23 protein-coding genes and 2 tRNA genes are annotated in these 22,268 nt (G+C 49.4%); 14 read left to right on the top strand and 11 right to left on the bottom strand.

Translation table 11 applies throughout. From position 1 onward, the window contains the following. Nucleotides 1-7 precede the first annotated feature (7 nt). Complete coding sequence (gene nadA / locus QUE66_RS06375; protein ID WP_286223233.1) at nt 8-1,135, bottom strand: quinolinate synthase NadA; 1,128 nt, start codon at nt 1,133-1,135, stop codon at nt 8-10. A gap of 69 nt (nt 1,136-1,204) precedes the next feature. Here nadA and panD point away from each other — a divergent pair, with 69 nt between their 5' ends. Next, complete coding sequence (gene panD / locus QUE66_RS06370) at nt 1,205-1,567, top strand: aspartate 1-decarboxylase (RefSeq protein ID WP_286223232.1); 363 nt, start codon at nt 1,205-1,207, stop codon at nt 1,565-1,567. 9 nt (nt 1,568-1,576) lie between these two features. Here the strand turns inward: panD and QUE66_RS06365 are convergent, their stop codons facing one another. Together QUE66_RS06365 and pgi are read right to left on the bottom strand one after the other, a co-directional pair. After that, the gene (locus QUE66_RS06365) at nt 1,577-2,962 is read right to left on the bottom strand and encodes a phosphomannomutase/phosphoglucomutase (RefSeq protein ID WP_286223231.1); all 1,386 of its coding nucleotides are present in this window, start codon (nt 2,960-2,962) and stop codon (nt 1,577-1,579) included. Between the two features lie 3 nt (nt 2,963-2,965). Continuing rightward, entirely contained in the window at nt 2,966-4,471 is a 1,506-nt protein-coding gene (pgi, locus tag QUE66_RS06360) for a glucose-6-phosphate isomerase (protein ID WP_286223230.1), read from the bottom strand. Nucleotides 4,472-4,561: 90 nt separating this feature from the next. Between pgi and QUE66_RS06355 the strand changes: the two genes are divergently transcribed. Both QUE66_RS06355 and QUE66_RS06350 read left to right on the top strand, forming a co-directional pair. Beyond that, entirely contained in the window at nt 4,562-5,680 is a 1,119-nt protein-coding gene (locus QUE66_RS06355; RefSeq protein WP_286223229.1) for an NAD(P)/FAD-dependent oxidoreductase, read from the top strand. 50 nt (nt 5,681-5,730) lie between these two features. Further along, a tRNA-Ser gene (locus tag QUE66_RS06350) sits at nt 5,731-5,820 on the top strand. A 4-nt stretch (nt 5,821-5,824) separates the two neighbouring features. On the opposite strand, the gene hemW is transcribed toward QUE66_RS06350, so the two are convergent. Genes hemW through rph form a run of 3 tightly spaced genes read right to left on the bottom strand, consistent with a single transcriptional unit; the run spans nt 5,825 to nt 8,314 of the window. Continuing rightward, nucleotides 5,825-6,991 (bottom strand): radical SAM family heme chaperone HemW, encoded by a 1,167-nt coding sequence (hemW, locus tag QUE66_RS06345; RefSeq protein WP_286223228.1) that lies wholly within the window; start codon nt 6,989-6,991, stop codon nt 5,825-5,827. Further along, entirely contained in the window at nt 6,984-7,598 is a 615-nt protein-coding gene (rdgB, locus tag QUE66_RS06340) for an RdgB/HAM1 family non-canonical purine NTP pyrophosphatase (RefSeq protein WP_286223227.1), read from the bottom strand. The genes hemW and rdgB overlap by 8 nt, the downstream gene beginning before the upstream one ends. Then, on the bottom strand, nt 7,595-8,314 hold the full coding sequence (gene rph / locus QUE66_RS06335; protein ID WP_286223226.1) for a ribonuclease PH: 720 nt from the start codon (nt 8,312-8,314) through the stop codon (nt 7,595-7,597). Before rph ends, rdgB begins: the two co-directional genes overlap by 4 nt. A 35-nt stretch (nt 8,315-8,349) precedes the next feature. On the opposite strand from rph, the gene QUE66_RS06330 reads away from it, so the two are divergent. The 4 genes from QUE66_RS06330 (at nt 8,350) to QUE66_RS06315 (ending at nt 12,522) form a co-directional block, all read left to right on the top strand. Further along, nucleotides 8,350-9,273, top strand: coding sequence for a YicC/YloC family endoribonuclease (locus QUE66_RS06330; protein WP_286223225.1), 924 nt, complete (start codon nt 8,350-8,352; stop codon nt 9,271-9,273). After that, complete coding sequence (gmk, locus tag QUE66_RS06325; RefSeq protein WP_286223224.1) at nt 9,273-9,908, top strand: guanylate kinase; 636 nt, start codon at nt 9,273-9,275, stop codon at nt 9,906-9,908. The genes QUE66_RS06330 and gmk overlap by 1 nt, the downstream gene beginning before the upstream one ends. A gap of 52 nt (nt 9,909-9,960) precedes the next feature. Beyond that, nucleotides 9,961-10,164: a DNA-directed RNA polymerase subunit omega gene (rpoZ, locus tag QUE66_RS06320; RefSeq protein WP_108508758.1), complete on the top strand. Its 204-nt coding sequence runs from the start codon at nt 9,961-9,963 to the stop codon at nt 10,162-10,164. A 69-nt stretch (nt 10,165-10,233) separates the two neighbouring features. Further along, on the top strand, nt 10,234-12,522 hold the full coding sequence (locus QUE66_RS06315; RefSeq protein WP_286224749.1) for a RelA/SpoT family protein: 2,289 nt from the start codon (nt 10,234-10,236) through the stop codon (nt 12,520-12,522). Here QUE66_RS06315 and greB read toward each other — a convergent pair. Then, entirely contained in the window at nt 12,519-13,013 is a 495-nt protein-coding gene (gene greB, locus QUE66_RS06310) for a transcription elongation factor GreB (RefSeq protein WP_286223223.1), read from the bottom strand. The genes QUE66_RS06315 and greB overlap by 4 nt on opposite strands. An 18-nt stretch (nt 13,014-13,031) precedes the next feature. On the opposite strand from greB, the gene QUE66_RS06305 reads away from it, so the two are divergent. From QUE66_RS06305 to QUE66_RS06275, 7 genes are all read left to right on the top strand, one after another. Then, a tRNA-Arg gene (locus QUE66_RS06305) sits at nt 13,032-13,108 on the top strand. A 67-nt stretch (nt 13,109-13,175) separates the two neighbouring features. Continuing rightward, nucleotides 13,176-14,336, top strand: a complete 1,161-nt coding sequence (locus QUE66_RS06300) for an ABC transporter permease (RefSeq protein ID WP_286223222.1) — start codon at nt 13,176-13,178, stop codon at nt 14,334-14,336. After that, nucleotides 14,336-15,091: an ABC transporter ATP-binding protein gene (locus QUE66_RS06295; RefSeq protein ID WP_286223221.1), complete on the top strand. Its 756-nt coding sequence runs from the start codon at nt 14,336-14,338 to the stop codon at nt 15,089-15,091. The genes QUE66_RS06300 and QUE66_RS06295 overlap by 1 nt, the downstream gene beginning before the upstream one ends. After that, nucleotides 15,088-15,999 (top strand): MlaD family protein, encoded by a 912-nt coding sequence (locus QUE66_RS06290; protein WP_286223220.1) that lies wholly within the window; start codon nt 15,088-15,090, stop codon nt 15,997-15,999. The genes QUE66_RS06295 and QUE66_RS06290 overlap by 4 nt, the downstream gene beginning before the upstream one ends. After that, nucleotides 15,996-16,658: an ABC-type transport auxiliary lipoprotein family protein gene (locus QUE66_RS06285; protein WP_286223219.1), complete on the top strand. Its 663-nt coding sequence runs from the start codon at nt 15,996-15,998 to the stop codon at nt 16,656-16,658. Before QUE66_RS06290 ends, QUE66_RS06285 begins: the two co-directional genes overlap by 4 nt. Before the next feature lie 23 nt (nt 16,659-16,681). After that, on the top strand, nt 16,682-17,467 hold the full coding sequence (locus tag QUE66_RS06280) for an SDR family oxidoreductase (protein ID WP_286223218.1): 786 nt from the start codon (nt 16,682-16,684) through the stop codon (nt 17,465-17,467). Nucleotides 17,468-17,472: 5 nt separating this feature from the next. Then, nucleotides 17,473-19,980 (top strand): ABC transporter permease, encoded by a 2,508-nt coding sequence (locus QUE66_RS06275; protein ID WP_286223217.1) that lies wholly within the window; start codon nt 17,473-17,475, stop codon nt 19,978-19,980. Here the strand turns inward: QUE66_RS06275 and QUE66_RS06270 are convergent. From QUE66_RS06270 to QUE66_RS06255, 4 genes are read right to left on the bottom strand one after another with little or no spacing between them, the layout of a single operon-like run. Next, nucleotides 19,977-20,525: an RDD family protein gene (locus QUE66_RS06270; RefSeq protein WP_286223216.1), complete on the bottom strand. Its 549-nt coding sequence runs from the start codon at nt 20,523-20,525 to the stop codon at nt 19,977-19,979. The genes QUE66_RS06275 and QUE66_RS06270 overlap by 4 nt on opposite strands. Nucleotides 20,526-20,534: 9 nt before the next feature. Further along, on the bottom strand, nt 20,535-21,080 hold the full coding sequence (locus QUE66_RS06265; RefSeq protein ID WP_286223215.1) for a DUF3106 domain-containing protein: 546 nt from the start codon (nt 21,078-21,080) through the stop codon (nt 20,535-20,537). Nucleotides 21,081-21,082: 2 nt separating this feature from the next. Beyond that, entirely contained in the window at nt 21,083-21,547 is a 465-nt protein-coding gene (locus tag QUE66_RS06260) for a DUF3619 family protein (RefSeq protein ID WP_286223214.1), read from the bottom strand. Beyond that, a complete protein-coding gene (locus tag QUE66_RS06255; RefSeq protein ID WP_286223213.1) occupies nt 21,547-22,116 on the bottom strand; it encodes an RNA polymerase sigma factor in 570 nt (189 codons plus the stop codon). Before QUE66_RS06255 ends, QUE66_RS06260 begins: the two co-directional genes overlap by 1 nt. Nucleotides 22,117-22,268: the final 152 nt, after the last annotated feature.

The raw sequence follows: 22,268 nt of genomic DNA, 5'->3' as shown, positions 1-22,268 counted from the left end.
AAAATACTTAGGCAGCACCAATATTTTTAATGAAGCCGTGCTGAGCTTTGGCCAATAATTCAGGGTGGGTGGAGGTAAAGTCCAGCATGCGTTTAATGCATGCCAGCGCTTCAGAGCGAATGGGCTCTTTCACCTCGATCTCGCCAAGGCCATGCTCCAAGCAATTTAAAATGCCACGTAAGCCATTCATGGCCATCCAGGGACAATTAGCACAACTTTTGCAAGTGGCGCTCTCACCAGCTGTTGGGGCGGCAATCAACTTTTTATGGGGTGCCAATTGACGCATACGGTGAAGGATGCCTTGATCGGTCGCTACGATGTACTCAGAGGCGCTACCTTCTAGTACCGCTTTGATCATCGCCGAGGTAGAGCCAACGATATCCGCTTGATCGACCACATGTTGCGGCGACTCCGGATGAACTAGAACCATGGCATCGGGATACTTCTCACGCATTGCCGCGAGCTCAACCGCTTTAAACTCATCATGAACAATGCAGGCGCCATTCCATAGAATCATGTCAGCACCAGTTTGCTCTTGAATGTAACGCCCTAGATGCCGATCGGGTGCCCACAATATTTTTTTACCTTGCTGGTCTAAATGGTGCACGATCGCTAGGGCGCAAGAACTGGTTACCATCCAATCCGCCTGTGCCTTCACTGCGGCACTCGTGTTGGCATACACCACGCTGACTCGATCCGGATGAGCGGACTTGAATTTCCGAAAGTCATCCGCGGGACACCCTAAATCAAGTGAGCAGGTTGCCTCAAGATCTGGCATGAATACGCGCTTCTCAGGACTCAGAATCTTTGCGGTCTCACCCATGAATCGCACACCCGCAACGATCAAATTCTGAGCAGTATGATTTTTACCAAACCGAGCCATCTCTAAAGAGTCAGAAACAAAGCCCCCAGTTTGCATCGCAAGGTCTTGAATATCACCATCGACGTAATAGTGCGCCACAATGACCGCATCTTTTTCCTTTAACAAAACCTTGATCCGCTCGATTACATCCTGCTTTTCTCCCAAAGCAAGGGGTGCAGGCGTTTTGGCCCACGCCTGCGCAATACAGGTAGCTCCCGATGCATCTTGCTGGGGATAATCATAAAAACTACCGGTCGAAAGTGATTGATTCATTGTGCTCATCTATCAATCTTAACTCGCAATCACTTTCGCGATAGAATCCCATCCTTAAAGGGGATTTCTATGAAACGAATCATGTTATTGGCAAAGTTACATCGGGTCGTCGTGACCGAGGCCGATTTGCATTATGAGGGTTCTTGTGGGATTGATGAGAATCTCATGGATGCCGCCGATATGCGTGAATACGAAAAGATAGAGCTCTACAACATCAATAACGGCGAGCGATTTTCCACCTACATTATTAAGGCACCCAGAGGCTCAGGTGCGATCTCCTTAAATGGTGCTGCTGCTCGTAAGGCCCATGTAGGAGATCATCTTATTATTTGCACCTACGGACCGGTTGATAATGCCGAGTCTAAAACTCATAGCCCCAAAATTGTTCTAGTGGATGAACAGAATCAGATTAAAGAAATTAAAAAGATTTAAGTGGGTCTGCTAAAACGGTAATTTTGCATCGGGCTTCACCGCCAAAAGAGCTGCTTTGAATTCTTGTTGGATTCGTTGAATCGCTTCTTCAGAATCAGCCTCAAATCTGAGTACCACAATCGGTGTTGTATTCGAGGGGCGAGCCAAACCAAAGCCATCGGCATACTCAACCCGTACGCCATCAATCGTATTCATCGATTGGGAACTTGGAAACTTGGGATTGGCTTTAATCTTTTCAAGTAAGACAAAAGATTCACCCTCGGCACATGGCAGTTGCAACTCTGGGGTGCAAATGGCATTGGGTAGGGCGTTGAGTACTTTGCTTGGGTTATCAAATTGACTGAGGATTTCTAGCAAACGAGCGCCGGTATAGAGGCCATCATCAAATCCAAACCAACGGTCCTTAAAGAAGATATGACCACTCATTTCCCCGGCTAGAGGGGCACCAGTCTCTTTCAGCTTGGCTTTGACCAAGGAGTGGCCGGTCTTCCACATTAGCGGCTCACCTCCATGTTTACGGATCCAAGGAGCGAGGTTGCGAGTACATTTGACGTCATAAATGATTTGGCCCTTGGGATTGCGACTGAGTACATCCTTGGCAAACAGCATCATTTGCCGATCCGGAAAAATCACCTCGCCATCTTTGGTTACCACACCCAGTCGATCAGCATCGCCATCAAAGGCAAGTCCAAGCTCATTGTTGGTCGTTGCGAGATTGCGAATCAGGTCTTGAAGATTTTCAAGGTGGGCAGGGTCTGGATGGTGATTCGGAAAACGTCCATCAACCTCACAAAAGAGCTCTTGCACCTCACAGCCCAGAGCTCGGAATAACTCTCCAGCAAACGCGCCACCCACACCATTGCCACAATCGACGGCGATCTTCATGGGTCTAGCTAAGCGAATATCACCAACAATGGTTTGCAAATATTGGGGGAAGATATTGAAGCTGGAGCGTTTTCCATTGCCTTGCCGAAAATCATCCGCTTCAATTTGCTGGCGTAGCCCCTGAATCTGATCCCCATAAATGGCTGAACCACCGAGCACCATCTTAAAGCCGTTGTAATTAGGCGGATTATGACTACCCGTAATCATGATGCCGGATTTCGGTTGGCAATTTCCAATGGTCTGATGGGTGGCGAAGTAGACCATTGGGGTGGCGACCATCCCAAGGTCAATCACATTAATGCCTGTGGATAGCAAACCCTCGGTCAGGGCCTCAATCAGAACTGGGCCAGAGAGTCGACCGTCACGGCCAATTACAACATCCGTTTCTCCCAAATCGCGCATTTGACTTCCAAAAGCCTGACCAATTGCTTTAGCAATTGATGGATTCAGGGTTTCATCAATAATGCCGCGGATATCGTAGGCTTTAAAAATCGAGGCAGGAACGTTCATGGATTATTTCTGGAAGTAATGGATTCTGGCAGCGGTGATGGAATCAAATTCAGCACCGGAAGTGTCTTTTTGTTGAAGAGCGCGCTCAATGGGTTTGGCTAGTACCTTGCCGAGCTCAACCCCGGGCTGATCAAAGCTGTTCATGCCCCATAGCGCTCCCAAGCAAACGGCACGGTGTTCGTAAAGAGCAAGTAAAGCACCCAAATGATAGGCATCAAGCTTGGGTAGCACAATTAAATTGCTAGGTCTCTTTCCAGGATAGCTAAGATTGGGGTCGCTCGCATCACGGCCTAGGGCCAACGCCTGAGCTTGGGCCAAGCAATTGGCTAAGAGGGCATAGTGATGCTCCTTAGCTTCTGGTAGGGCGCTCATCGGCTCTTTAATCGCAATCAGATCAACCGGAATGAATTCCGGTCCTTGATGTAGTAACTGGAAATACGAATGCTGGGCATTGGTACCGGCGCTACCAAACACAACAGGGGAGCTCAGCGATACCGGCTTACCAAGGCGATCGACTTGCTTGCCATTACTTTCCATATCCAATTGCTGCAACCAATACGGGAAGAGTTCCAAGGCGTGCGCATATGGAATCACTGCATAAGATTTGGAATGATGTTTGCTTTGTTGATAGTACAAAGCCAATGCCATTAGGATTGGGAGATTTTGATTGGGACGAGCACTGATCGCATGGCGATCCATGTGATTGGCTCCCAACAAAAATTGTTTGAAGGTCTCAAACCCATATTGCAAAGCAATGGGCAGACCAACCGCAGACCATACCGAGAATCGCCCACCTACCCAATCCCAAAATGGAAAGACATGCTCTGCTTGAATGCCAAAGTCTTCTGCCGCTTGGACATTGCTAGTAATCGCAAATAGGGAGTTTTGGATCTGCGAGCTCGTGAGGTTCTTCGCTTTGAACCAATTAAGAACAGCGCGTGCGTTCATTAAGGTCTCAGCCGTGCCAAATGATTTGGACACAATCAGTACCTTAGTGCTATTCGCCTGAGCACGTTCTAATACATGGCTCAGTTCTGCGCTATCCACATTAGCCACAAAATGAACCCGCATCCCGCGATTGAATTTGTGCGCTGAATGGGCTAAGGCTTGCACTGCAAGTCGTGGGCCAAAGTCAGAGCCCCCAATCCCAATATGAATTAAATCTGTTACCCCCACCCATTTATTGCATAAACCCTCGATTCGTTGCCAAACCTCGGCAATCTCTGGCATTACATCATTGCCATCAACCAGTATTGGGGATTTATCGAGATTACGTAGTGCCGTATGAAGTGCAGGGCGGTGCTCACTAGTATTAACATGTTCGCCAGCAAAGACAGCATGGAGATGATTGCTGAGCTGCGCTTGCTCGGCTTTGGCAAATAAGTTCTTCCAATCTTCAGATCCAATCCCCTGATAGGCAAGATCCAATACGATGCCAGCTGCTTGCAAAGAGCCAAAAACCGCGGTTGAGGGGTTATCGAATGATTTTGCGTTGGAGAATGCGGTCATATATAGATTTTATCAATAAGGGCTTCGAAAGCATCAAGATTTAATTTCAGTGAAATGGTACGATTTGGCATCAAAAAACAAGCAATTAATATGGATAAACTGGATTGTGTCGTCGTTGGTGCGGGAGTTGTGGGCTTAGCAGTGGCCCGCGAAATGGCATTGCAAGGTCATGAAACCGTATTGCTAGAGCGCGAAGCATCATTTGGAACCATTAGCAGCTCCAGAAATAGCGAAGTCATCCATGCAGGCATTTATTACCCTAAAGATTCGTTAAAAGCAAAACTGTGCGTTGAGGGTAATCGCATGCTCTATGAGTATTGTCGCGACCATCAGGTGGGAACCCAGCGCTACGGTAAATTAATTGTGGCAAGCGATCCACAGCAGGTTGATGATCTGCACGGTATTTTTTATCGTGCCCAGCAAAATGGGGCACGTGAGATTAGCCTCATTACAGCCAAAGAGGCCAATGCGCTAGAGCCCGATCTACGAGTTGCAGCAGCGATTTTGTCCAAAACGACTGGCATTGTCGATAGCCATGCCTATATGCTCTCATTGCTTGGCGGCTTTGAGGATGCAGGAGGAATGGTTGCTTATTTGTCTCCGTTAAATCATGCACGCGTGATTCCTGGAGGGTTTGAGCTAGAGGTGGGCGGTGCCGATGCGATACAACTGCAAACTAAGTATCTAATTAATTGTGCGGGTATGAGTGCGCCGGCCGTAGCGCAACGCATTCACGGAATATCGGCCGAGCACATTCCCAAAGCCTATTTTGCAAAAGGCAACTATTTCTCCTTAGCAGGTAAGTCACCCTTTCGACATTTAATTTATCCCGTCCCAGAGCCGGGCGGATTAGGGGTGCATTTGACCCTCGATATGGCGGGGCAGGCTAAGTTTGGCCCCGATGTGGAATGGCTTGATATCGATGCGGAAGATCAAATTAATTACGCAGTCGATCCCACTCGCGGTGAGCGATTCTATGCAGCCATCCGACAGTACTGGCCAGGTCTTCAAGACGGAGCGTTGCAGGCTGATTATTCAGGGGTGCGCGCCAAGATTGTCTCGAAAGATCAACCCGCAGGGGACTTTCGTATCGATGGCCCTAATGAGCATGGTATTGAGGGCCTCTACAACTTCTTTGGCTTTGAGTCACCCGCACTAACCTCAAGTTTGGCAATCGCGAAATATCTAAAGGGCTTACTTAATCCTTAGGCCTCAATTCTTCATCCAAGCTTCAACTCCCCTATAATTGCTCCTTCAGAGGAAGCGTGGCAGAGTGGTTGAATGCACCAGTCTTGAAAACTGGCGAGGATGAAAGTCCTCCGTGAGTTCGAATCTCACCGCTTCCGCCATCATCTATTTCAAGAACAATTCCTGCAGGTCATTGAGATAGCGCATGCCCAGTGGGCTAGCTTTGAGTCGCGTTGGATCTTCGTCCAATAGCCCCTTGCGGAGAGCCTCTGTAATTGGTTTGCTAATCGTATTAAGCCCGAGGCTCGTTCGCTCCGAGAACATACTTGTTGGCACCCCATCCATTAATCGCAGTGCTCCCAACATGAACTCAAACGGTAAATCGTCTTGCGTGAGTAAACGATTTTCAATGACAGCATGACCTTGTTCAGTCATCTTGCTAATATAAGTCTCAGGGTGGCGCTCACGAATCTGCCGTGTGATGCGATTTGGATAGGAAATCTTGCCATGTGCACCCGCACCAATGCCAATATAGTCTCCAAACTCCCAATAATTGAGATTGTGCTTGCATTGTTGTTTGGGCTTGCTATAGGCCGATACCTCATATCGGTCGTAGCCATGCGCTGCCAACATTTCTAGAGCGGATTCAAACATGGCATCACTCTCATCTTCGTGCGGAAGTGCTGGCGGGTGACTCGCAAAATAGGTATTCGGTTCGAGTGTTAGGTGATAGAGCGATAGATGCGATGTATTAAATGCCAGAGCTTCTCTGAGATCGGCTTGTGACTGGGCAAGGGTTTGCTGTGGAAGAGCGTACATCAAATCAAGATTGATGCGTTCAAAGTGATCGTGTGCGATTTCAATGGCACGGCGCGCATCCTGCTGATTGTGAATCCGCCCCAACGCCTTGAGATGATCTGAGTTAAAGCTCTGGATCCCAAGCGATACACGGTTAATGCCGATGCTAGCGAACTCGGCAAACTTCGCTGATTCCACTGAACCTGGATTGGCCTCGAGAGTGATTTCTGCATGAGGTTCCATCGGGATGAGTGCCCGCACGTGCGATAAGAGATGATCAAGACCCTTGGGGGATAAGAGACTGGGAGTGCCGCCCCCAATAAAAATCGTGTGAACTCGACGACCCCAGACATTCGGTAGCTCGGTTTGAAGATCTGAGATAAGCGCTTCGATATACCGGCTCTCGTTAAATCCACCATCCTTAACCTGATGCGAATTAAAGTCGCAATATGGGCACTTACGCTCACACCATGGGAAGTGGATATAGAGCGAGAGAGGGGGAAGTGCGGTTAGTGCGATACCAGAGTTAATCATCGGTTTTCTGAAAAAACGGATCTTTCTCTAATTGCTCCATGAGCTGAACCAGCGCCTGGCCGCGATGGCTAATGGCATTCTTGCGCTCTGGGCTGAGTTCTGCTGCGGTCATCTGATGTTTAGGGAGATAAAAGTAGGGATCGTAGCCAAAACCATGTTGACCACGCGCTTCGTCGATGATCTCGCCGTCCCAATGGGTTTCAACGACGATTGGGTTGGGATCATCGGCCTCGCGAACCACCACTAGGGCGCATACATAGTGCGCTTTACGATTTAGCTCGCCCGCGAGTAATGACAGTAGCTTTTGGTTGTTATCGGTGTCTGAGCAGTGCTCACCGGCAAAGCGGGCTGAGCGAACACCGGGCGCACCACCTAAGGCATCCACACAAATGCCGGAGTCATCGGCAATGGCGGGTAGACCACTGAGCTTGCTGGCATGGCGTGCCTTTTCTAGCGCATTATCGATAAAGCGGTCAAATGGCTCCTCTGCCGCACTAATCCCAAGCTCCCCCTGGGGGATGAGTTCAATCGCAAAGGGTTTAAATAGTTGTGCAAACTCTCTGAGCTTCCCAGCATTATTCGAAGCTAAGACCAACCGTCGACTCATGCGGCTAAGACGCTTTTCTGGATGCGTGTTAATTCCTCAATACCTGCTTGGGCAAGATTTAATAATGCCTCGAGTTCGGTACGCGAGAATGGAGCGCCTTCAGCGGTTCCTTGCACTTCAATCATGCCGCCACGACCGGTCATCACCACGTTCATATCGGTGTCGCACTCTGAGTCCTCTGCGTAATCGAGATCGAGAACCGGAACGCCCTGGTAGATACCTACCGAGATCGCCGCAACACTATCAATCATCGGGTCGGAGGCAATCATCTTCTGATTGAGCAAATGATTGACCGCATCGTGGGCAGCCACATAGGCGCCGGTAATTGCCGCAGTCCGCGTTCCGCCATCGGCTTGCAATACATCGCAATCGAGATGAATAGTGCGCTCACCGAGTAGTTTAAGATCAAAGACACTGCGCATGGCTCGTCCAATCAATCGCTGAATCTCTTGAGTTCGCCCACTTTGCTTGCCCCGGGCGGCTTCACGATCAGAGCGAGTATGGGTGGAGCGGGGCAGCATGCCGTATTCCGCGGTGACCCAACCCTCGCCAGAGCCTTTTTGATGGGGCGGCACTTTTTCAAGAACGCTTGCCGTGCAAAGAACTTTGGTATCCCCAAACTCAATAAGAACCGAACCCTCTGCGTGTTTTGTAAAAGAGCGGGTAATGGTGATGGGCCGCAGATCGCGTGCTTGGCGTTGGCTAGGACGATTCATGTGGGAGTTCCTTTTTTGCAATTTACAATGCCTACATGATATCGAGCATGACTGGCTACGGCAGCGCTTCCCATCCCATTGAAGTGGGCGAGGGGGGGTATGCGAATCTGCAGGTTGAGATCCGGGCGGTCAACAGTCGCTTTTTGGATTTGAGCTTTCGGATACCCGATGAGTGTCGTGCTGCTGAAGGCGCTTTGCGTGAGCTCCTTAATAAGCACTTAAAGCGCGGTAAGGTCGAGTTTCGGGCTGCATGGCGGCAAAGCACTGGTGAGCATGCGCGCTCCCAAACCATCTCGATCGATCCAGCAAAGTTGATCGCCTTAAAAGATGCACAAGCCATGATTCAGGAGCAATTTCCTGCGGCCGAAGAGTTGCGCGTCGCCGATATCCTGCGCTATCCGGGTGTTGTAACCGAATCGGAGACCGCCGAGGATCAATGGCAAAGTGCCACCCTAAAGGCTGGCGAAGAGGCCTTACGGCAATTAATCCAATCACGGCAAATCGAGGGCCAAGCACTCGCTAAGGTATTAACGAATGCTCTCGATGCGATGCAAGACATGGTTACCCGGCTTGAGCCCCGCATCCCAGAAATCGTGACCCTCTACCAAAATAAATTAGTCACTCGGATCGAGGAAGCATTGGGCGTGCATGCAACCCAAGCCAATATCCCCTTTAATGCTGAGCTAATGGAGCGTATCCGGCAAGAGGTTGTCTTATATGCGGTACGGATTGATGTTGCCGAAGAATTGGCTCGTCTCAAAACGCATATCCAGGCGGCAAGGACGGCCCTGGCAGAGGGCGGGGCTGTCGGTAAGCGTTTAGACTTCTTAATTCAGGAGCTTAATCGCGAGGCAAACACCCTCGGATCCAAGGCGGTCCATGAGGATTGCACGAACACTGCCTTGGAGCTCAAATTATTGATTGAGCAAATGCGCGAGCAAGTGCAAAATTTGGAGTGATGACCATGAGTGCTCCAACCACCTATCAGGGCAGTATGCTGATGATCGTGGCCCCTTCGGGGGCTGGCAAATCCTCTTTAGTCAATGCGCTATTGGAGTCCGATCATCGATTACAGCTTTCGCTGTCGTGCACTACGCGTGCGCCGCGTGCCGGTGAGTTGGATGGGCGTGATTACTCCTTTATTACCAAAGAAACCTTTTTGGTTAAACAAGCGGCCGGTGATTTTCTGGAGTCCGCCGAGGTGCACGGCAATCTCTATGGCACCTCGCGTTCGTGGATAGAAGGTCAAATGCAACAAGGTCAGGATGTGATCCTGGAAATTGATTGGCAGGGCGCACAGCAAATTCGTAAACTAATTCCCCAAGCGATTTGGGTATTTATCTTCCCACCCTCTATTGAGGCTCTTGCGGAGCGTTTGCACAAGCGCGGCCAGGACGATGAGATCACGATTGCCAAGCGCGTTGCAGCCGCTCATATTGAGCTGCAACATGCTCACGAAGCCGACTTTATTGTGATTAATGAGGTCTTTGCCGACGCCTTAAAAGACCTGCAGGCGATTGTGGCAGCCAGCCGGCTACGGACGGGGCCGATGATGGCCCGTTATCCAGCCTTAGTCAAGCGACTTGGGGCATGATGGGCTGTCATCGGGTATCCTATCGGTATTAATCTAAATAAGTGAGTTCAGAATGGCCCGTATTACCGTAGAAGATTGTTTAAAAACCATTCCCAATCGTTTTGAGTTAGTCCTCGCTGGCACCTATCGGGCCCGCCAATTGGTTCAGGGTCACGCAGCCCGAGTCGACGCAAAAGATAAGGCAACCGTGGTTGCATTGCGTGAGATCGCTGTTGGGGTAACCGATCGGGATATGCTGACCAAAGTACCTCTCTAATCCGGGGGTCCCGCTGTGGCGTCTACAGTCACCACAACGGGTTCGCTAGACGAAGTCTCGTCTAGCCAGATTCGCACAGGTAAGCCTTTACCAAGCGCCAATCCCGCTCAAAGCGTGATTGCCTCTTTGCTGGAGCAATCCAGCCGCCATCTCTTTGGCCCTACCTCGCAACCGACTTTGCCGCCTAAGCAGCAAGTTGTATCGATTACGAGCTTGACCGAGAAGCTTCATTATCTGAAGCCCGAGGAAATTAACCAAATTAAGAAGGCCTTTCAGTTTGCGGATGCCGCGCACTTAGGCCAATATCGCCATAGCGGGGAGCCTTACATCAGCCATCCGGTCTCAGTCGCTGAGCTCTGTGCAACCTGGCGCTTAGATGCCCAAAGCATCATGGCCGCTTTGCTCCATGATGTGATTGAGGATTCTGGTTGCACCCAGACTGACCTCGTGAATCAGTTTGGGGCGAAGGTGGCTGAGCTAGTTGAGGGTTTAACCAAACTCGATAAATTAGAGTTTCAAAGTCATGCCGAGGCCCAGGCTGAGAGCTTTCGGAAAATGTTTATGGCCATGGCCCGTGATGTGCGGGTCATCTTGGTCAAGTTAGCTGACCGAACCCACAATATGCACACCCTCGATGCGGTGCCGATTGAAAAACGACGCCGGGTTGCATTGGAAACCATGGAAATCTACGCCCCGATCGCACATCGTCTGGGGCTTAACTTAATCTACCGTGATCTGCAAGACATCAGCTTTAAACACTCAATGCCCATGCGCTTTAGGGCCATTGAGAAAGCAGTAAAGAAGGCGCGTGGCAATCGCCGTGAGATGGTGGATAAGATTCTGGATACGGTACGGATGCAGTTTGCGAAAGCCGGGATCGAAGTTGATTTGCAGGGTCGTGAGAAAACCCTATTTAGTATCTACAACAAAATGCGTAGTAAGCATTTGAGCTTCTCGCAGGTTTTGGATGTTTATGCGTTCCGAGTCACGGTACGAACCGTGGATGAGTGCTATCGTGCCCTCGGCATTTTGCATGCTATCTATAAGCCCATGCCTGGGAAGTTCAAGGATTACATCTCGATTCCTAAACTCAATGGCTATCAGTCCTTGCACACCACTTTAGTCGGTCCATCCGGAGTGCCAGTGGAGTTTCAGGTACGCACTGCGGATATGCACGCCGTAGCTGAATCTGGAGTGGCAGCCCATTGGGCCTATAAGGACGGTTCACCCGAACTGAGTGAAGTGCAAAACCGTGCGCACCAATGGCTGCAGTCGCTCGTGGATATTCAGGACAACAGCGGTGACTCCCAAGAATTCTTAGAGCACGTCAAGATTGATTTATTCCCCGATGCTGTCTATGTGTTTACCCCCAAAGGGCAAATACGGGCGTTACCACGGGGCGCAACAGCCCTCGACTTTGCCTACTCGATTCATAGTGACCTTGGTAATACCTGCGTGGCAGTCAAGGTGAATAATTTACAACTACCGTTACGCACTGAACTCAAAAATGGCGATATTGTGGAAGTGATCAATTCCACAACCTCTCAACCTAATCCAGGGTGGTTAGAGTTTGTGCGCACCGGTAAGGCCCGAGCAGCGATCCGCCATTCATTGAAAACCAAGCACTATGCCGAGGCGTTACAGTTAGGCGAACGTTTATTGGCGAGCGCATTGCGACAACAGGGAGTTGATGCGGGGCTCCTTACTCCCGAGATTTGGGAAAAGTTACTGCATTGGACTGGTGATAAATCGCGCGAGGAGGTCTGTGTCAATATTGTGCTGGGCCGACGTACCGCTGCCGAGTTGGCGACCCGTCTAAAAATTCTGATTGGTGAAGAGGGCGGGGCGGAGCAAATGCGCTTGGGCTCAAATGATTGGGGCAGCTCTGATCAAGAGACGCAAACACAAGCCCTCGTCGTGGATGGCCGTGAGGGCATGTCAGTAAGCTTTCAAAGCTGTTGCCATCCAATTCCTGGGGATGACATCATGGCCTATCTTGGTAAGGGTGAGGGGCTGCAAATCCACACTCAGGACTGTAAGGTAGCTCATCGCATGCTGTCCAAAGATAGCGATAAGTGGGTTGGTGTGCAATGGAGTAAAGATACCAACCGAGAGTTTGATGTGGACATTACAGTGGACACTAAGCAAGGAAAAGGGGTGTTGGCCCGCGTTGCGAGTTCGATCACTTCAGCTGACTCGAACATCCTCAATGTCTCAATGGACGATAAATACAAAGAAGACTCGGTCACGATGCGCTTCACGATTCAGGTATTAAACCGTTTGCATCTCTCGCGCGTATTGCGGGGCCTGCGCGCGAATGCCGATGTATTTCGGGTAATCCGTAATAAAAGCGTTTAGTAGTCCTCGTAACGCACATCCAGAATATCAATTTCTTTGGCACCTGCTGGCGTTTGAATGCGGACCGTATCGCCTACTTTGGCCTTGATTAGTGCTTTCGCAATTGGCGAGATCCAGCTCACATAGCCTTTCTCAAGATCGACCTCATCGATGCCAACAATCCGAATTTGGGTATCAACCCCGTCACCATCACTATAAACAACGGTTGCTCCAAAGAAGATCTGCTCGGGATCGCCGCCATTTGCAATACGTTCTTGGTTATTGACCACCACAGCATTCTCAAGACGTTGATTGAGGAAGCGAATGCGCCGATCGATCTCACGTAAACGCTTCTTGCCGTAAATGTAATCACCGTTTTCAGAGCGATCCCCGTTGGATGCTGCCCAATGCACCACCTGCACAATTTGTGGGCGCTCTTGGTCTAAAAGCTGTAAAAGCTCGGTTTTTAGAGCCTCATGCCCAGCCGGTGTGATGTAGTTCTTCGTATCCATGGCATAATTCTGCCTCATGCGGCTGTAGCTCAGTTGGATAGAGTACTTGGCTACGAACCAAGGGGTCGTGGGTTCGAATCCTGCCAGCCGCGCCATATTCCTAGATCTGCCCTTGTGGCAGATTTTTTGTAAGTCACGATTCTTTGCTTTAATAGTCAGAATATGGCTTCATCTACCACCATCACTTCATCAATCCCGGTTGCAAGCTGGCATGTATCCGGAGCGATTGCTTGTGTAACCCTATCGGGCCGAATCAGTGCTGATACCTTGGGGCACACCTGGCAAGACGTTCGCAATCGGCAAATGCAATGGTTAGGGCAGGGGGCCGAAAGTAAAACGCTGCAAATTAATGGTGCAGCCATTGAGTACATTGATGGTGCAGGTTTGGCATTCATCATTGATTTGCAACATGCCCAAGCCTTGCAAGGTGGGGCGATCGAACTGCAGGGATTTAGTGCCACCCATCAAAATCAATTAAAACGCTTTGCACCGTTTGAGAAATTATTTCCGAAGGAAGACGCAGTTCCAGATGTGGGAGTGCTAGTTAAGACCGGCAAGGCAGCTGTCTTTTTGTGGAACGATATTCGAGACATTATCTTTTTTACTGGCCAAGTTGCCAGCGAACTCGCTTGGGCTGCACGCAATCCCCTAAAAGTCCGTTGGCAAGATTTTGCCAGCGTTGCTGTACAAGCGGGTCTTGCGGCAATGCCGATTGTTGGATTGGTGGCATTTCTGATTGGTGTGATTTTGTCCTTTCAGTCAGCCATTGGTATGGAAAAGTTTGGAGCCATTACCTTTGTCGGTCCGCTCGTTTCCTTGGGGATCTTTCGAGAGTTGGGACCCTTGATTACTGCCATCCTATTGGCAGGTCGATCCTCTGCCGCCTTTGCAGCTGAAATCGGTACTATGACCGTCAACAGTGAAGTGGATGCCTTAGTAACCGCTGGATTAAACCCCATTCGTTTTTTGGTTCTACCCCGAGTCTTAGCAGGTTTGGTTGTGGCACCCATCTTGACCATTTATGCCGACTTAGTTAGCGTCTTTTCATCCTCGCTCACCATGTTGATCTATGGCGTACCTTTGGTGAACTTTTATGAAGGTGTGCTCAATACTGTGCTACTGGAGGATATTTTTTCTGGATTAACCAAGGCCACCCTATTTGGTGTCGTGGTCGCGAGTGTGGGTTGCTTGCGGGGCATGCAAACGGGCACTGGAGCAGCCGCAGTGGGTATCTCGACCACGCGCGCAGTAGTAAGTAGCATTGTGATGATTACAGTGGTGGATGGTATTTTTGCCTATGTCTCATACCGAACAGGTTTCTAATGAATCCAATTGAGGTCAAAAATCTAACCGTTGGCTATGGCAGCAAGGTGCTGTTACAAAACCTTAATTTCTCGGTAGCCGATGGGGAGATCTTTATTATTCTTGGCGGGTCCGGTTGTGGAAAATCGAGCTTACTTAAAAATCTGTTTGGACTCTATCAACCTCTTGCCGGCGATGTCTGGATTGAAGGGATGAACATTACCCAAGCGATTGGTCAGGAACGCCAAGACATCATGACCCATTTTGGGGTGATGTATCAGCAAGGCGCATTATTTGGTTCGATGACCCTCCTTGAAAACGTCCGACTCTTTATGGAGGAGTACACCGACCTCAGCGATGACGAGATGGACTTATTGGCGCGTTGCAAATTAGACCTAGTGGGTTTATTACCCTATGCCAATTACATGCCCAATGAGATTAGCGGAGGGATGCAAAAGCGGGCGGCGATCGCGCGCGCCATGGCCTTAGACCCGAAGATTTTGTTTCTAGATGAACCGTCCGCTGGCCTTGACCCGATTACATCCGCTGATTTAGATCAGACCATTTTGGATTTGGCCAAAAATTTGGGCATCACGTTTGTGATCGTTTCCCACGAGTTGGCCAGTATTTATGCGATTGCGGATCGAGTGATTATGTTAGATAAAGATACTAAAAGTATTATTGCGCAAGGCGATCCTCGTGTCTTACGAGATACCAGTACCGATCCCAAAGTGCATCAATTTTTTAATCGCGTTATGTCGAAGGAAGCAGCATGAGTCAATCGAATCCAAATTACTTTCGCTTGGGATTGTTTGTGTTTGCCGGCTTTGCTGCCATTCTTGCCTTGATTTTGGTGTTTGGAACTGGCCAGCTCTTTAAGAAAACAACGATGGCGGAGACTTATATTGAGCAATCAATTACGGGATTAGATGTAGGTGCCCCAGTACGATTTCGGGGGGTGAAAGTGGGGCAAGTAACCTTTATTGGCTTGTCAGGTGCCTTGTATGAGTCCAATGAACCGTTCCCTGAGCGCAAGGAGTATGTCGTAGTGCGGATGCTGATTGATGGTGATGAAGAAAAATTATTAGGACCCACTAAGCAACTACCAAAGGACTTGCGCGCTCGTGTGAAAAGTCAGGGGATTACCGGCGTGAATTATGTCGAGCTCGACTACGTGCGTGATATGAATAACTATAAGTCTCTCCCATATAACTGGAAACCTGAGTATTTAGTGATTGATTCCCTACCTAGTCAGACCGACATTTTTTTCTCAGGAATTCGTAAGGTATTGGATAACTTGGGCGAGATGAATTTAGTAGAAACTCAGAAAAAATTTGATGTGCTGCTGACCAATCTCAACACCATCATTGGTGGCGATGGTAAAGACAATTCCGGGATCGCAAAATCGGTTGAGCGCTTAAATGTATTGCTTGGCAGAATTGATGAGGTCGCTAATAAAGCAGAGCTTGAGCTCTTGATGCGCGAAGTGATTGCGACCACGGTCATTCTTCGTCAAACCTTATCGAGTATGCAAGGCGACACCATTACCTCAATCGATAATCTCAAGCAAATTACCGATCAGTTGAATGATTTTGCCAAAGTGGCTAGCCGATATCCGAGCAGCATGGTTTGGGGAGAGCCCCCACCGCGCATTACCTTGCCCCAAACTGGAGTTCAAAAATGAGCTTTGCATTACGTCGCCTCACGCGAGTCTTGGTCCTGTTGACTGGCATTTCTATCTTGGCGGCTTGCGCCCCCACCCGACCCAATCTTGAAACTAGCACTTGGTTGATTGATCCAAAGCGAACTGGGGAGCCCCGTAAACCCAATACCGATTTTTGGTTAAAGGTTGGGCCAGTATCGGTCAATGGACCATTTGATAGTAAATCCATGGTTTATCGCTTGGCCGATCAGCGCTATGAGAAGGATTTCTATAACGGCTATATTTCCAGTCCAGCGGAGATGGTTGGTAATGCGACGCGTCAGTGGATCAGTGACGCCAATATTTTTAAAGCAACTGTTAATCAAAGTAACACCTTCTTTCCGTATTACACCCTCCAGGTTAATGTCACTGAGTTTTATGGGGACTATCGCAATCAAGCAGAAGCGGTTGTTAGCATCGAGTTCTATTTGGTCGTTCTGTCCTCAGGCTCCCAAAATCCCATCTTGATGAACAGCCGTTACACACAGCGCGTTCCTTTAAAGGATAATCGTCCCAATACGCTAGCTAATGGTTTGCAACAAGCGTTTGCGACTATCTTGCAGCGGTTTGAAGCCGATTTGGATGCGGGTACCAAGAACCTGCCAAAACCATTGGTTCAGATGAAGTCAATCAATCAATAAAACAACGAATAAGGGGATGCACGATGGACTTGGGAATTAAAGGAAAGACCGCGTTAGTGCTGGCATCAAGCCGTGGTTTAGGGCAAGCCATGGCGACTGCTTTGGCACGTGAAGGCGTACACGTTGCAGTAACCGGTCGCAATGCCGAGGGTCTCGCGCAAACGGTCAAAATGATTGAATCGGTTGGCGGCAAGGCGCTTGCCTTAAATTGGGATCTCGCCGATCTCAATGCGATTGATGGCCATGTTCAAACGGTTGAGAGCCAACTAGGCCCAATTGATATCTTGATTAATAACACTGGGGGGCCGCCACCCACAACGGCGAGCGGTCAAGATCCACAGCTATGGCAAAAAAGTTTTCAGGAGATGGTTCTCTCCCTCATGAAAATTACCGATCGGGTCCTGCCGGGCATGCGCGAGCGTCGATGGGGCCGGATTATTACCAGTACCACTTCTGGAGCCATCGTGCCAATTCGTAATTTAGCAATTTCGAATACGCTTCGTGCCGCGTTACTAGGTTGGTCCAAAACCTTGGCTGCCGAGGTGGCAGCCGATGGTGTGACTGTCAATGTCATCATGCCAGGTCGCGTGGCCACTGATCGCTTGCGCCAACTTGATGAAGCGCGCGCTAAGCGTGAGAACATCTCTTACGATGCGGTCGTAAGTGCCAGTCTGAAGACCATTCCCGCAGGCCGTTATGGTGATCCAAAAGAGTATGGCGATACCGCTGCATTCTTGGCGAGTCAAAACGCTTCCTACATTACGGGGTCAGTAATACGGGTGGATGGCGGTCAGGTGCCTAGCATTTAATACAGATGCAGATGCTCTTTAAGGAGCTGCGCGCCAAAGAGCTCTTTTGGCTCTTTGTGGCCCTCGTGCTTTCAGTAGCTGCGCTCTCTAGCGTTAGCTTTTTGGCCGATCGGCTCCAACGCAGTTTTGAAATCGATGGCCGTACACTGCTGGCTGCCGATCTATTAATTGCTGCGGATCAGCCGATCTCGCCTGCATTAATTGAGGAGGCAAGGTCCAAAAAGCTCAACATTGCCCAAACAGTCGTATTCCCAAGCATGGTGAGTCATGGCGGGGAAAGTAAATTAAGTTCATTAAAAGCGGTGAGCGCTCTTTATCCTCTTCGGGGCCAGTTGCAAATTAGTCGTCAAGTCATTGATGGCAGGGTCGACGAGCGATCGATTGAAGAGGTCACTGGGATGCCTCCTAAAAATACGGTTTGGGTTGACCCGGCTGTGTTGATTTCTCTGCGTGCCAAGTTAGGTGACTCACTAAACATCGGCGATCGTCAATTTCGGATTGATGCGGTGATAGTGCGAGAACTGGATCGTGGTGCAGCTTTTATGAACTTTGCACCTCGAGCAATGATCAGTATTGATGATTTGGCAAGCACTGGGCTGATTGGTTTTGGAAGTCGCGTTACCTATCGCCTACTGGTTTCTGGAACAGATCGTCAAATCCGGGACTATCAAGATTGGGCTCTCAATCATATTGAGCAAGAAAAACTGCGCGGTATTCGGATTGAGTCCTTGGAAAATGCTCAGCCGATGATGCGCAAGACCTTGGAGCGAGCAGAGCGCTTTTTATCACTAGTAGCCTTAATGACAGCACTGATCTGCGCCTTGGCAATTGCACTTGCAGCCAGACGCTATGTTCTCAAGCAAGCGGATAGTTGTGCGGTATGGAAATGCTTTGGCGCAAGTCAGGGACAAATTTTGCGCAAGCAACTGCTTGTTCTCACCCTCATTGGCGTGGTAGCCACCATTCTTGGCGGATTGATCGGTTGGTTTGCTCAAGAAGCCTTAATGCAGCTCCTGGGGGGGCTTATTCAAACTCGTCTACCTTTGCCATCGGTTTGGCCGGTGGTCTGGAGCATTGCATTTGCTCTGTTACTCCTCTTTGGCTTTGCTGGGCCACCAATCTTGACCTTAAGTCAGATCTCTCCATTGCGACTAGTGCGTCGAGAGTTTGGCAAAGTACCGTTAGCGGCCAAATCGATTGCGCTGTTTGGACTCATTAGTTGCTTGGCTTTGGTCTTTTGGGCAACCCGCGACCTTAAGTTACTCGTTTGGGCAACCGGTTCATTTGGGATTGGCGCCTTACTCTTTGCGGGGCTCGCTTGGCTTGGTCTGTGGGGCCTCGAGCGCTTTAGCCAATCACGCTATCTAGCGAGGATTGGCTTTGTGACCCGCTTTGCGATTAGTACACAATCGCGCCGCGCTGCTTTTGCCATGATTCAGGTGAGCTCTTTGGCATTGGCCATCATGGCACTCTTACTGATCTTTTTGTTACGCCAAGACCTATTGCAAAGTTGGCAAGCTAATGTCCCTGATAATGCCCCCAATCGATTTTTGATCAATATCCAAAATGATCAAAAGGCAGACGTGCAGCGCATGTTAAATATCGGTGGCATTGCGCAGGCGCAACTATATCCGATGGTTCGGGGTCGACTCACGCATATCAATGAGCGTGAGGTCATGCCCGATAACTATCAAACCGACAATGCACGCCGCTTAGTTGATCGAGAATTTAATCTCTCGTATACCAATCAATTACCCAGTGACAATCAATTGGTTTCTGGTCAATGGTTTGGCAATTCGGCAACTCCACAAATTTCGATTGAGAGTGGTATTGCGAAGACCCTTAATCTGCGCATGGGCGATCAAATGAGTTTTGACATCGCTGGCCAAAAAATTACTGCACCTATTACCTCGATGCGCAAGCTCGATTGGGGATCCATGCAGGTTAATTTCTTTGTGATCTTTCCGCCTGCGGCCTTGGATGATTTCCCTAAATCTTGGATTACCTCCTATCACCAACCCAGAGAGCGTGAGAACTTGGATCTCAAGTTAGCTCAGACCTATCCTAATTTGACGATTGTTGATATTGAGAACTCGATTCGTCAAATTCAGGAGGTCTTAAATCGTCTAGCGAGCGCATTGGGTTTGTTATTGGTGTTTACCTTGTGTGCTGCTATTTTGGTGCTCTTTGCTGCAATTGGATCTACGCAAGACGATCGTTTTCGGGATGCGGCTCTGCTTAAGGCAGTGGGGGCATCAAAACGAACCTTGGCGCAGCTCGTGGTCATTGAGCTCACCACCATTGGATTTCTATCGGGACTATTAGGCGGCTTGGCAGCAAGCGCAACTACGTGGGCCTTGGGCCGCTACCTATTGGAAATTGAGTTCTATTCTTTTGGTAAAGCAATTGGACTTGGTATTGTTTTGGGCGTGTGCGTCAGTTTGCTGGCTGGTTTTCGTTTACAGCAAAAGATCCAGACCGCGAGCACGATGGAATGTCTACGCGAGGTTTAGTCCGCTTTTGGAGCGGCGGCCTCCTTAACCTTTGATTTGGGTGGCAACTGAATTAACTTCGTTTGTGCCATGCGATCGGGTATGCCTTGACGATATTTGCGATCCAAATACATACTGAGCGGCCAAAGGAAAAGAGAAACCGCAAACAGGAGCCCAATGATTTGCCAACCCCGCAGCGGATAGATGGCGTGGATGATGAGGCAGGGTACGATCCACAGCGAGCCGTAGACGTAGCGCCACAGCGCCTGATTTTTGGCTAGCAGACCACCATCCTCAGCGACGATTTGGATGCGCCAGGTTTGCATGGCTAAGGTTTGTCCGTTGCGTCGCCAGTACCAGACAAAGTAAAACCCCAGCACACCATATAAGTAGAAAAAACTGAGCCAACTGGGGATCGCGATACCAAATAGAACCCCGATTAATAAATTGGGGACCATAAAGGTGAGCGCTAATACTCCAACGAGTAGAAGTTGTTCATAAAGATTACAAAATACGCGTCGCCAAAATCGAGGTGGCGGTAAGGCATTGAGCTCTGCGGGGTTCATCCCCAGAGTTTATTTGATTGTGGAGTTTGGTGCGGGCCCTGAGGGGGTATTGATGACCGCGCGCGGCTGAATTGCAGGTGCGGTAGCTGCGCTTGATTTTCTTTTATTGAGTTCTTGCTGAGCAAGCTTTTGCTTTTCTTCTTCGGAGAGTTGTTGATAAGCTTCCCAAGCAGCCGCTTTTTGTTCCGCTGGGATTTGTAGGCTCGTCAGATAGTTATCGCGTGCGATACGCCGATCTTTTTGGGGCAGCTTTGCCCAATCGGCCATTCGTCCCTGGAGCCGTTCTTGCTCGGGGGAGGTCATATAGGGGTAGCGATTCGCGACCCGTAACCATTTTGTTTTACGGTCATTGCTCAAGGTTTCCCAATCACTCTCCAATGGCGCAAGTACGGTTTGCTGCAGTGGGTTTAATTGATTCCAGGCGAGCTTATCGACTTTCTTGCCAACAGTTGTCGGGGAGGGCTGGGTTACTCCAGTATTCTGCGCATGAGCCCCAGAGTTCGACAGTGCGATGAAGAGAGTGAGAAGGGCTGGTGCTAGAAGTCGAAATTGCATCGCTAAATTTTTTCGTCGTCGGACTTTTTATCATCCGTCTCTGGTTTGGCGAGGGTCTTTAGTTTTAGGAACGCCATAAAGCCGTTATCAACAAATGCATCGGGTGGAACGTCATCGGTTAGGAGGGCAATATCGACATTGGCAATATCATTGATGCGCAAGTCTTCTTGCCATTCGGTGATGGCAATTAAGCCAAGAACTACGACGGTAATGGGTACGAGCCAACCAGTGAATGACCATATGGGTTTATTCCAAGATGAGGTCCGAAAGCTACGATGCGTCGTTTGGAGTTGTGCAACAAATACAGGTTCAGGCTTGGCGCGACTGAGCGCAGTCGCACGAGCATCTTGCAAGCGCGATTGGATATCGCTGCTGAGATTTTCTGATTGAGCGCTTAATAGACGGGTTACCCGCTTTCCAAACTCTTGCTCAACTGGATCTAAATTTTGTTTATTCTTGTTCATCATCACAACACAATTCCTCTGGCCCTCAATGCAGCTGCCAAGGTGTGGGCGGCTCGGGAGCAATGGGTTTTTACACTGCCCTCGCTGCATCCCATGGCAAGGGCTGTTTCAGAAGTACTCAGTTCATCCCAATAACGCATGAGGAAGGCCTCTCGTTGACGACTTGGCAATTTTGATATTTCTGCCTCAAGGATAGCCAATAACTCTTGATTGGCTAATGCCGCACTGGCATCTAGGGGTATTGGACCTCCATCCCGGATCTCAATAAGCTCCAAAGGATCAAAGTCTTCCTCGCCATCATTACCCGATCCCAATGCTGAGAAGGGGGTCTCGTGGGCGGAGCGCACTTTTTGGCGACGAAACCAGTCATGAATCCGATTTTGCAGAATTCGGGTAAAAATCAGCGGCAACTCTGCGGCCGGCCGATCGCCGTATTTTTGAGTCAAGCTAATCATGGCATCTTGCACCACATCAAGGGCAGCGGCCTCATCCCGAACTGCATAGACGGCCTGTTTGAAGGCTTTTTTCTCAATGCCAGCCAGAAATTGGTCGAGTTCTTGGGCAGAAGCCATGTGAATTACTGCGGATTAATGAGTGTGTTTTTGTGGTTTCGTTATTCGTTTTCGACCCAAAATAGTGCCTAAACTCGCTCATTCTAGGCTATTGCTTTACAATGGAGAGCTTACCGCAAAGAGACCATCCAAGAAGTGGCAGTCTTTTTTCT

Source organism: Polynucleobacter sp. HIN6 (assembly GCF_030297575.1).
Classification (GTDB): Bacteria; Pseudomonadota; Gammaproteobacteria; order Burkholderiales; family Burkholderiaceae; genus Polynucleobacter.
Note: the sequence above shows the minus strand (reverse complement) of the source record. Positions and strands in the feature narration are given on the sequence as shown.

Coding starts and splice junctions, on each gene's coding strand:
- nadA (WP_286223233.1), bottom strand. CDS start 1,135: ATGAATCAATCACTTTCGACCGGTAGTTTTTATGATTATCCCCAGCAA.
- panD (WP_286223232.1), top strand. CDS start 1,205: ATGAAACGAATCATGTTATTGGCAAAGTTACATCGGGTCGTCGTGACC.
- QUE66_RS06365 (WP_286223231.1), bottom strand. CDS start 2,962: ATGAACGTTCCTGCCTCGATTTTTAAAGCCTACGATATCCGCGGCATT.
- pgi (WP_286223230.1), bottom strand. CDS start 4,471: ATGACCGCATTCTCCAACGCAAAATCATTCGATAACCCCTCAACCGCG.
- QUE66_RS06355 (WP_286223229.1), top strand. CDS start 4,562: ATGGATAAACTGGATTGTGTCGTCGTTGGTGCGGGAGTTGTGGGCTTA.
- hemW (WP_286223228.1), bottom strand. CDS start 6,991: ATGATTAACTCTGGTATCGCACTAACCGCACTTCCCCCTCTCTCGCTC.
- rdgB (WP_286223227.1), bottom strand. CDS start 7,598: ATGAGTCGACGGTTGGTCTTAGCTTCGAATAATGCTGGGAAGCTCAGA.
- rph (WP_286223226.1), bottom strand. CDS start 8,314: ATGAATCGTCCTAGCCAACGCCAAGCACGCGATCTGCGGCCCATCACC.
- QUE66_RS06330 (WP_286223225.1), top strand. CDS start 8,350: ATGATATCGAGCATGACTGGCTACGGCAGCGCTTCCCATCCCATTGAA.
- gmk (WP_286223224.1), top strand. CDS start 9,273: ATGACCATGAGTGCTCCAACCACCTATCAGGGCAGTATGCTGATGATC.
- rpoZ (WP_108508758.1), top strand. CDS start 9,961: ATGGCCCGTATTACCGTAGAAGATTGTTTAAAAACCATTCCCAATCGT.
- greB (WP_286223223.1), bottom strand. CDS start 13,013: ATGGATACGAAGAACTACATCACACCGGCTGGGCATGAGGCTCTAAAA.
- QUE66_RS06300 (WP_286223222.1), top strand. CDS start 13,176: ATGGCTTCATCTACCACCATCACTTCATCAATCCCGGTTGCAAGCTGG.
- QUE66_RS06295 (WP_286223221.1), top strand. CDS start 14,336: ATGAATCCAATTGAGGTCAAAAATCTAACCGTTGGCTATGGCAGCAAG.
- QUE66_RS06290 (WP_286223220.1), top strand. CDS start 15,088: ATGAGTCAATCGAATCCAAATTACTTTCGCTTGGGATTGTTTGTGTTT.
- QUE66_RS06285 (WP_286223219.1), top strand. CDS start 15,996: ATGAGCTTTGCATTACGTCGCCTCACGCGAGTCTTGGTCCTGTTGACT.
- QUE66_RS06280 (WP_286223218.1), top strand. CDS start 16,682: ATGGACTTGGGAATTAAAGGAAAGACCGCGTTAGTGCTGGCATCAAGC.
- QUE66_RS06275 (WP_286223217.1), top strand. CDS start 17,473: ATGCAGATGCTCTTTAAGGAGCTGCGCGCCAAAGAGCTCTTTTGGCTC.
- QUE66_RS06270 (WP_286223216.1), bottom strand. CDS start 20,525: ATGAACCCCGCAGAGCTCAATGCCTTACCGCCACCTCGATTTTGGCGA.
- QUE66_RS06265 (WP_286223215.1), bottom strand. CDS start 21,080: ATGCAATTTCGACTTCTAGCACCAGCCCTTCTCACTCTCTTCATCGCA.
- QUE66_RS06260 (WP_286223214.1), bottom strand. CDS start 21,547: ATGATGAACAAGAATAAACAAAATTTAGATCCAGTTGAGCAAGAGTTT.
- QUE66_RS06255 (WP_286223213.1), bottom strand. CDS start 22,116: ATGGCTTCTGCCCAAGAACTCGACCAATTTCTGGCTGGCATTGAGAAA.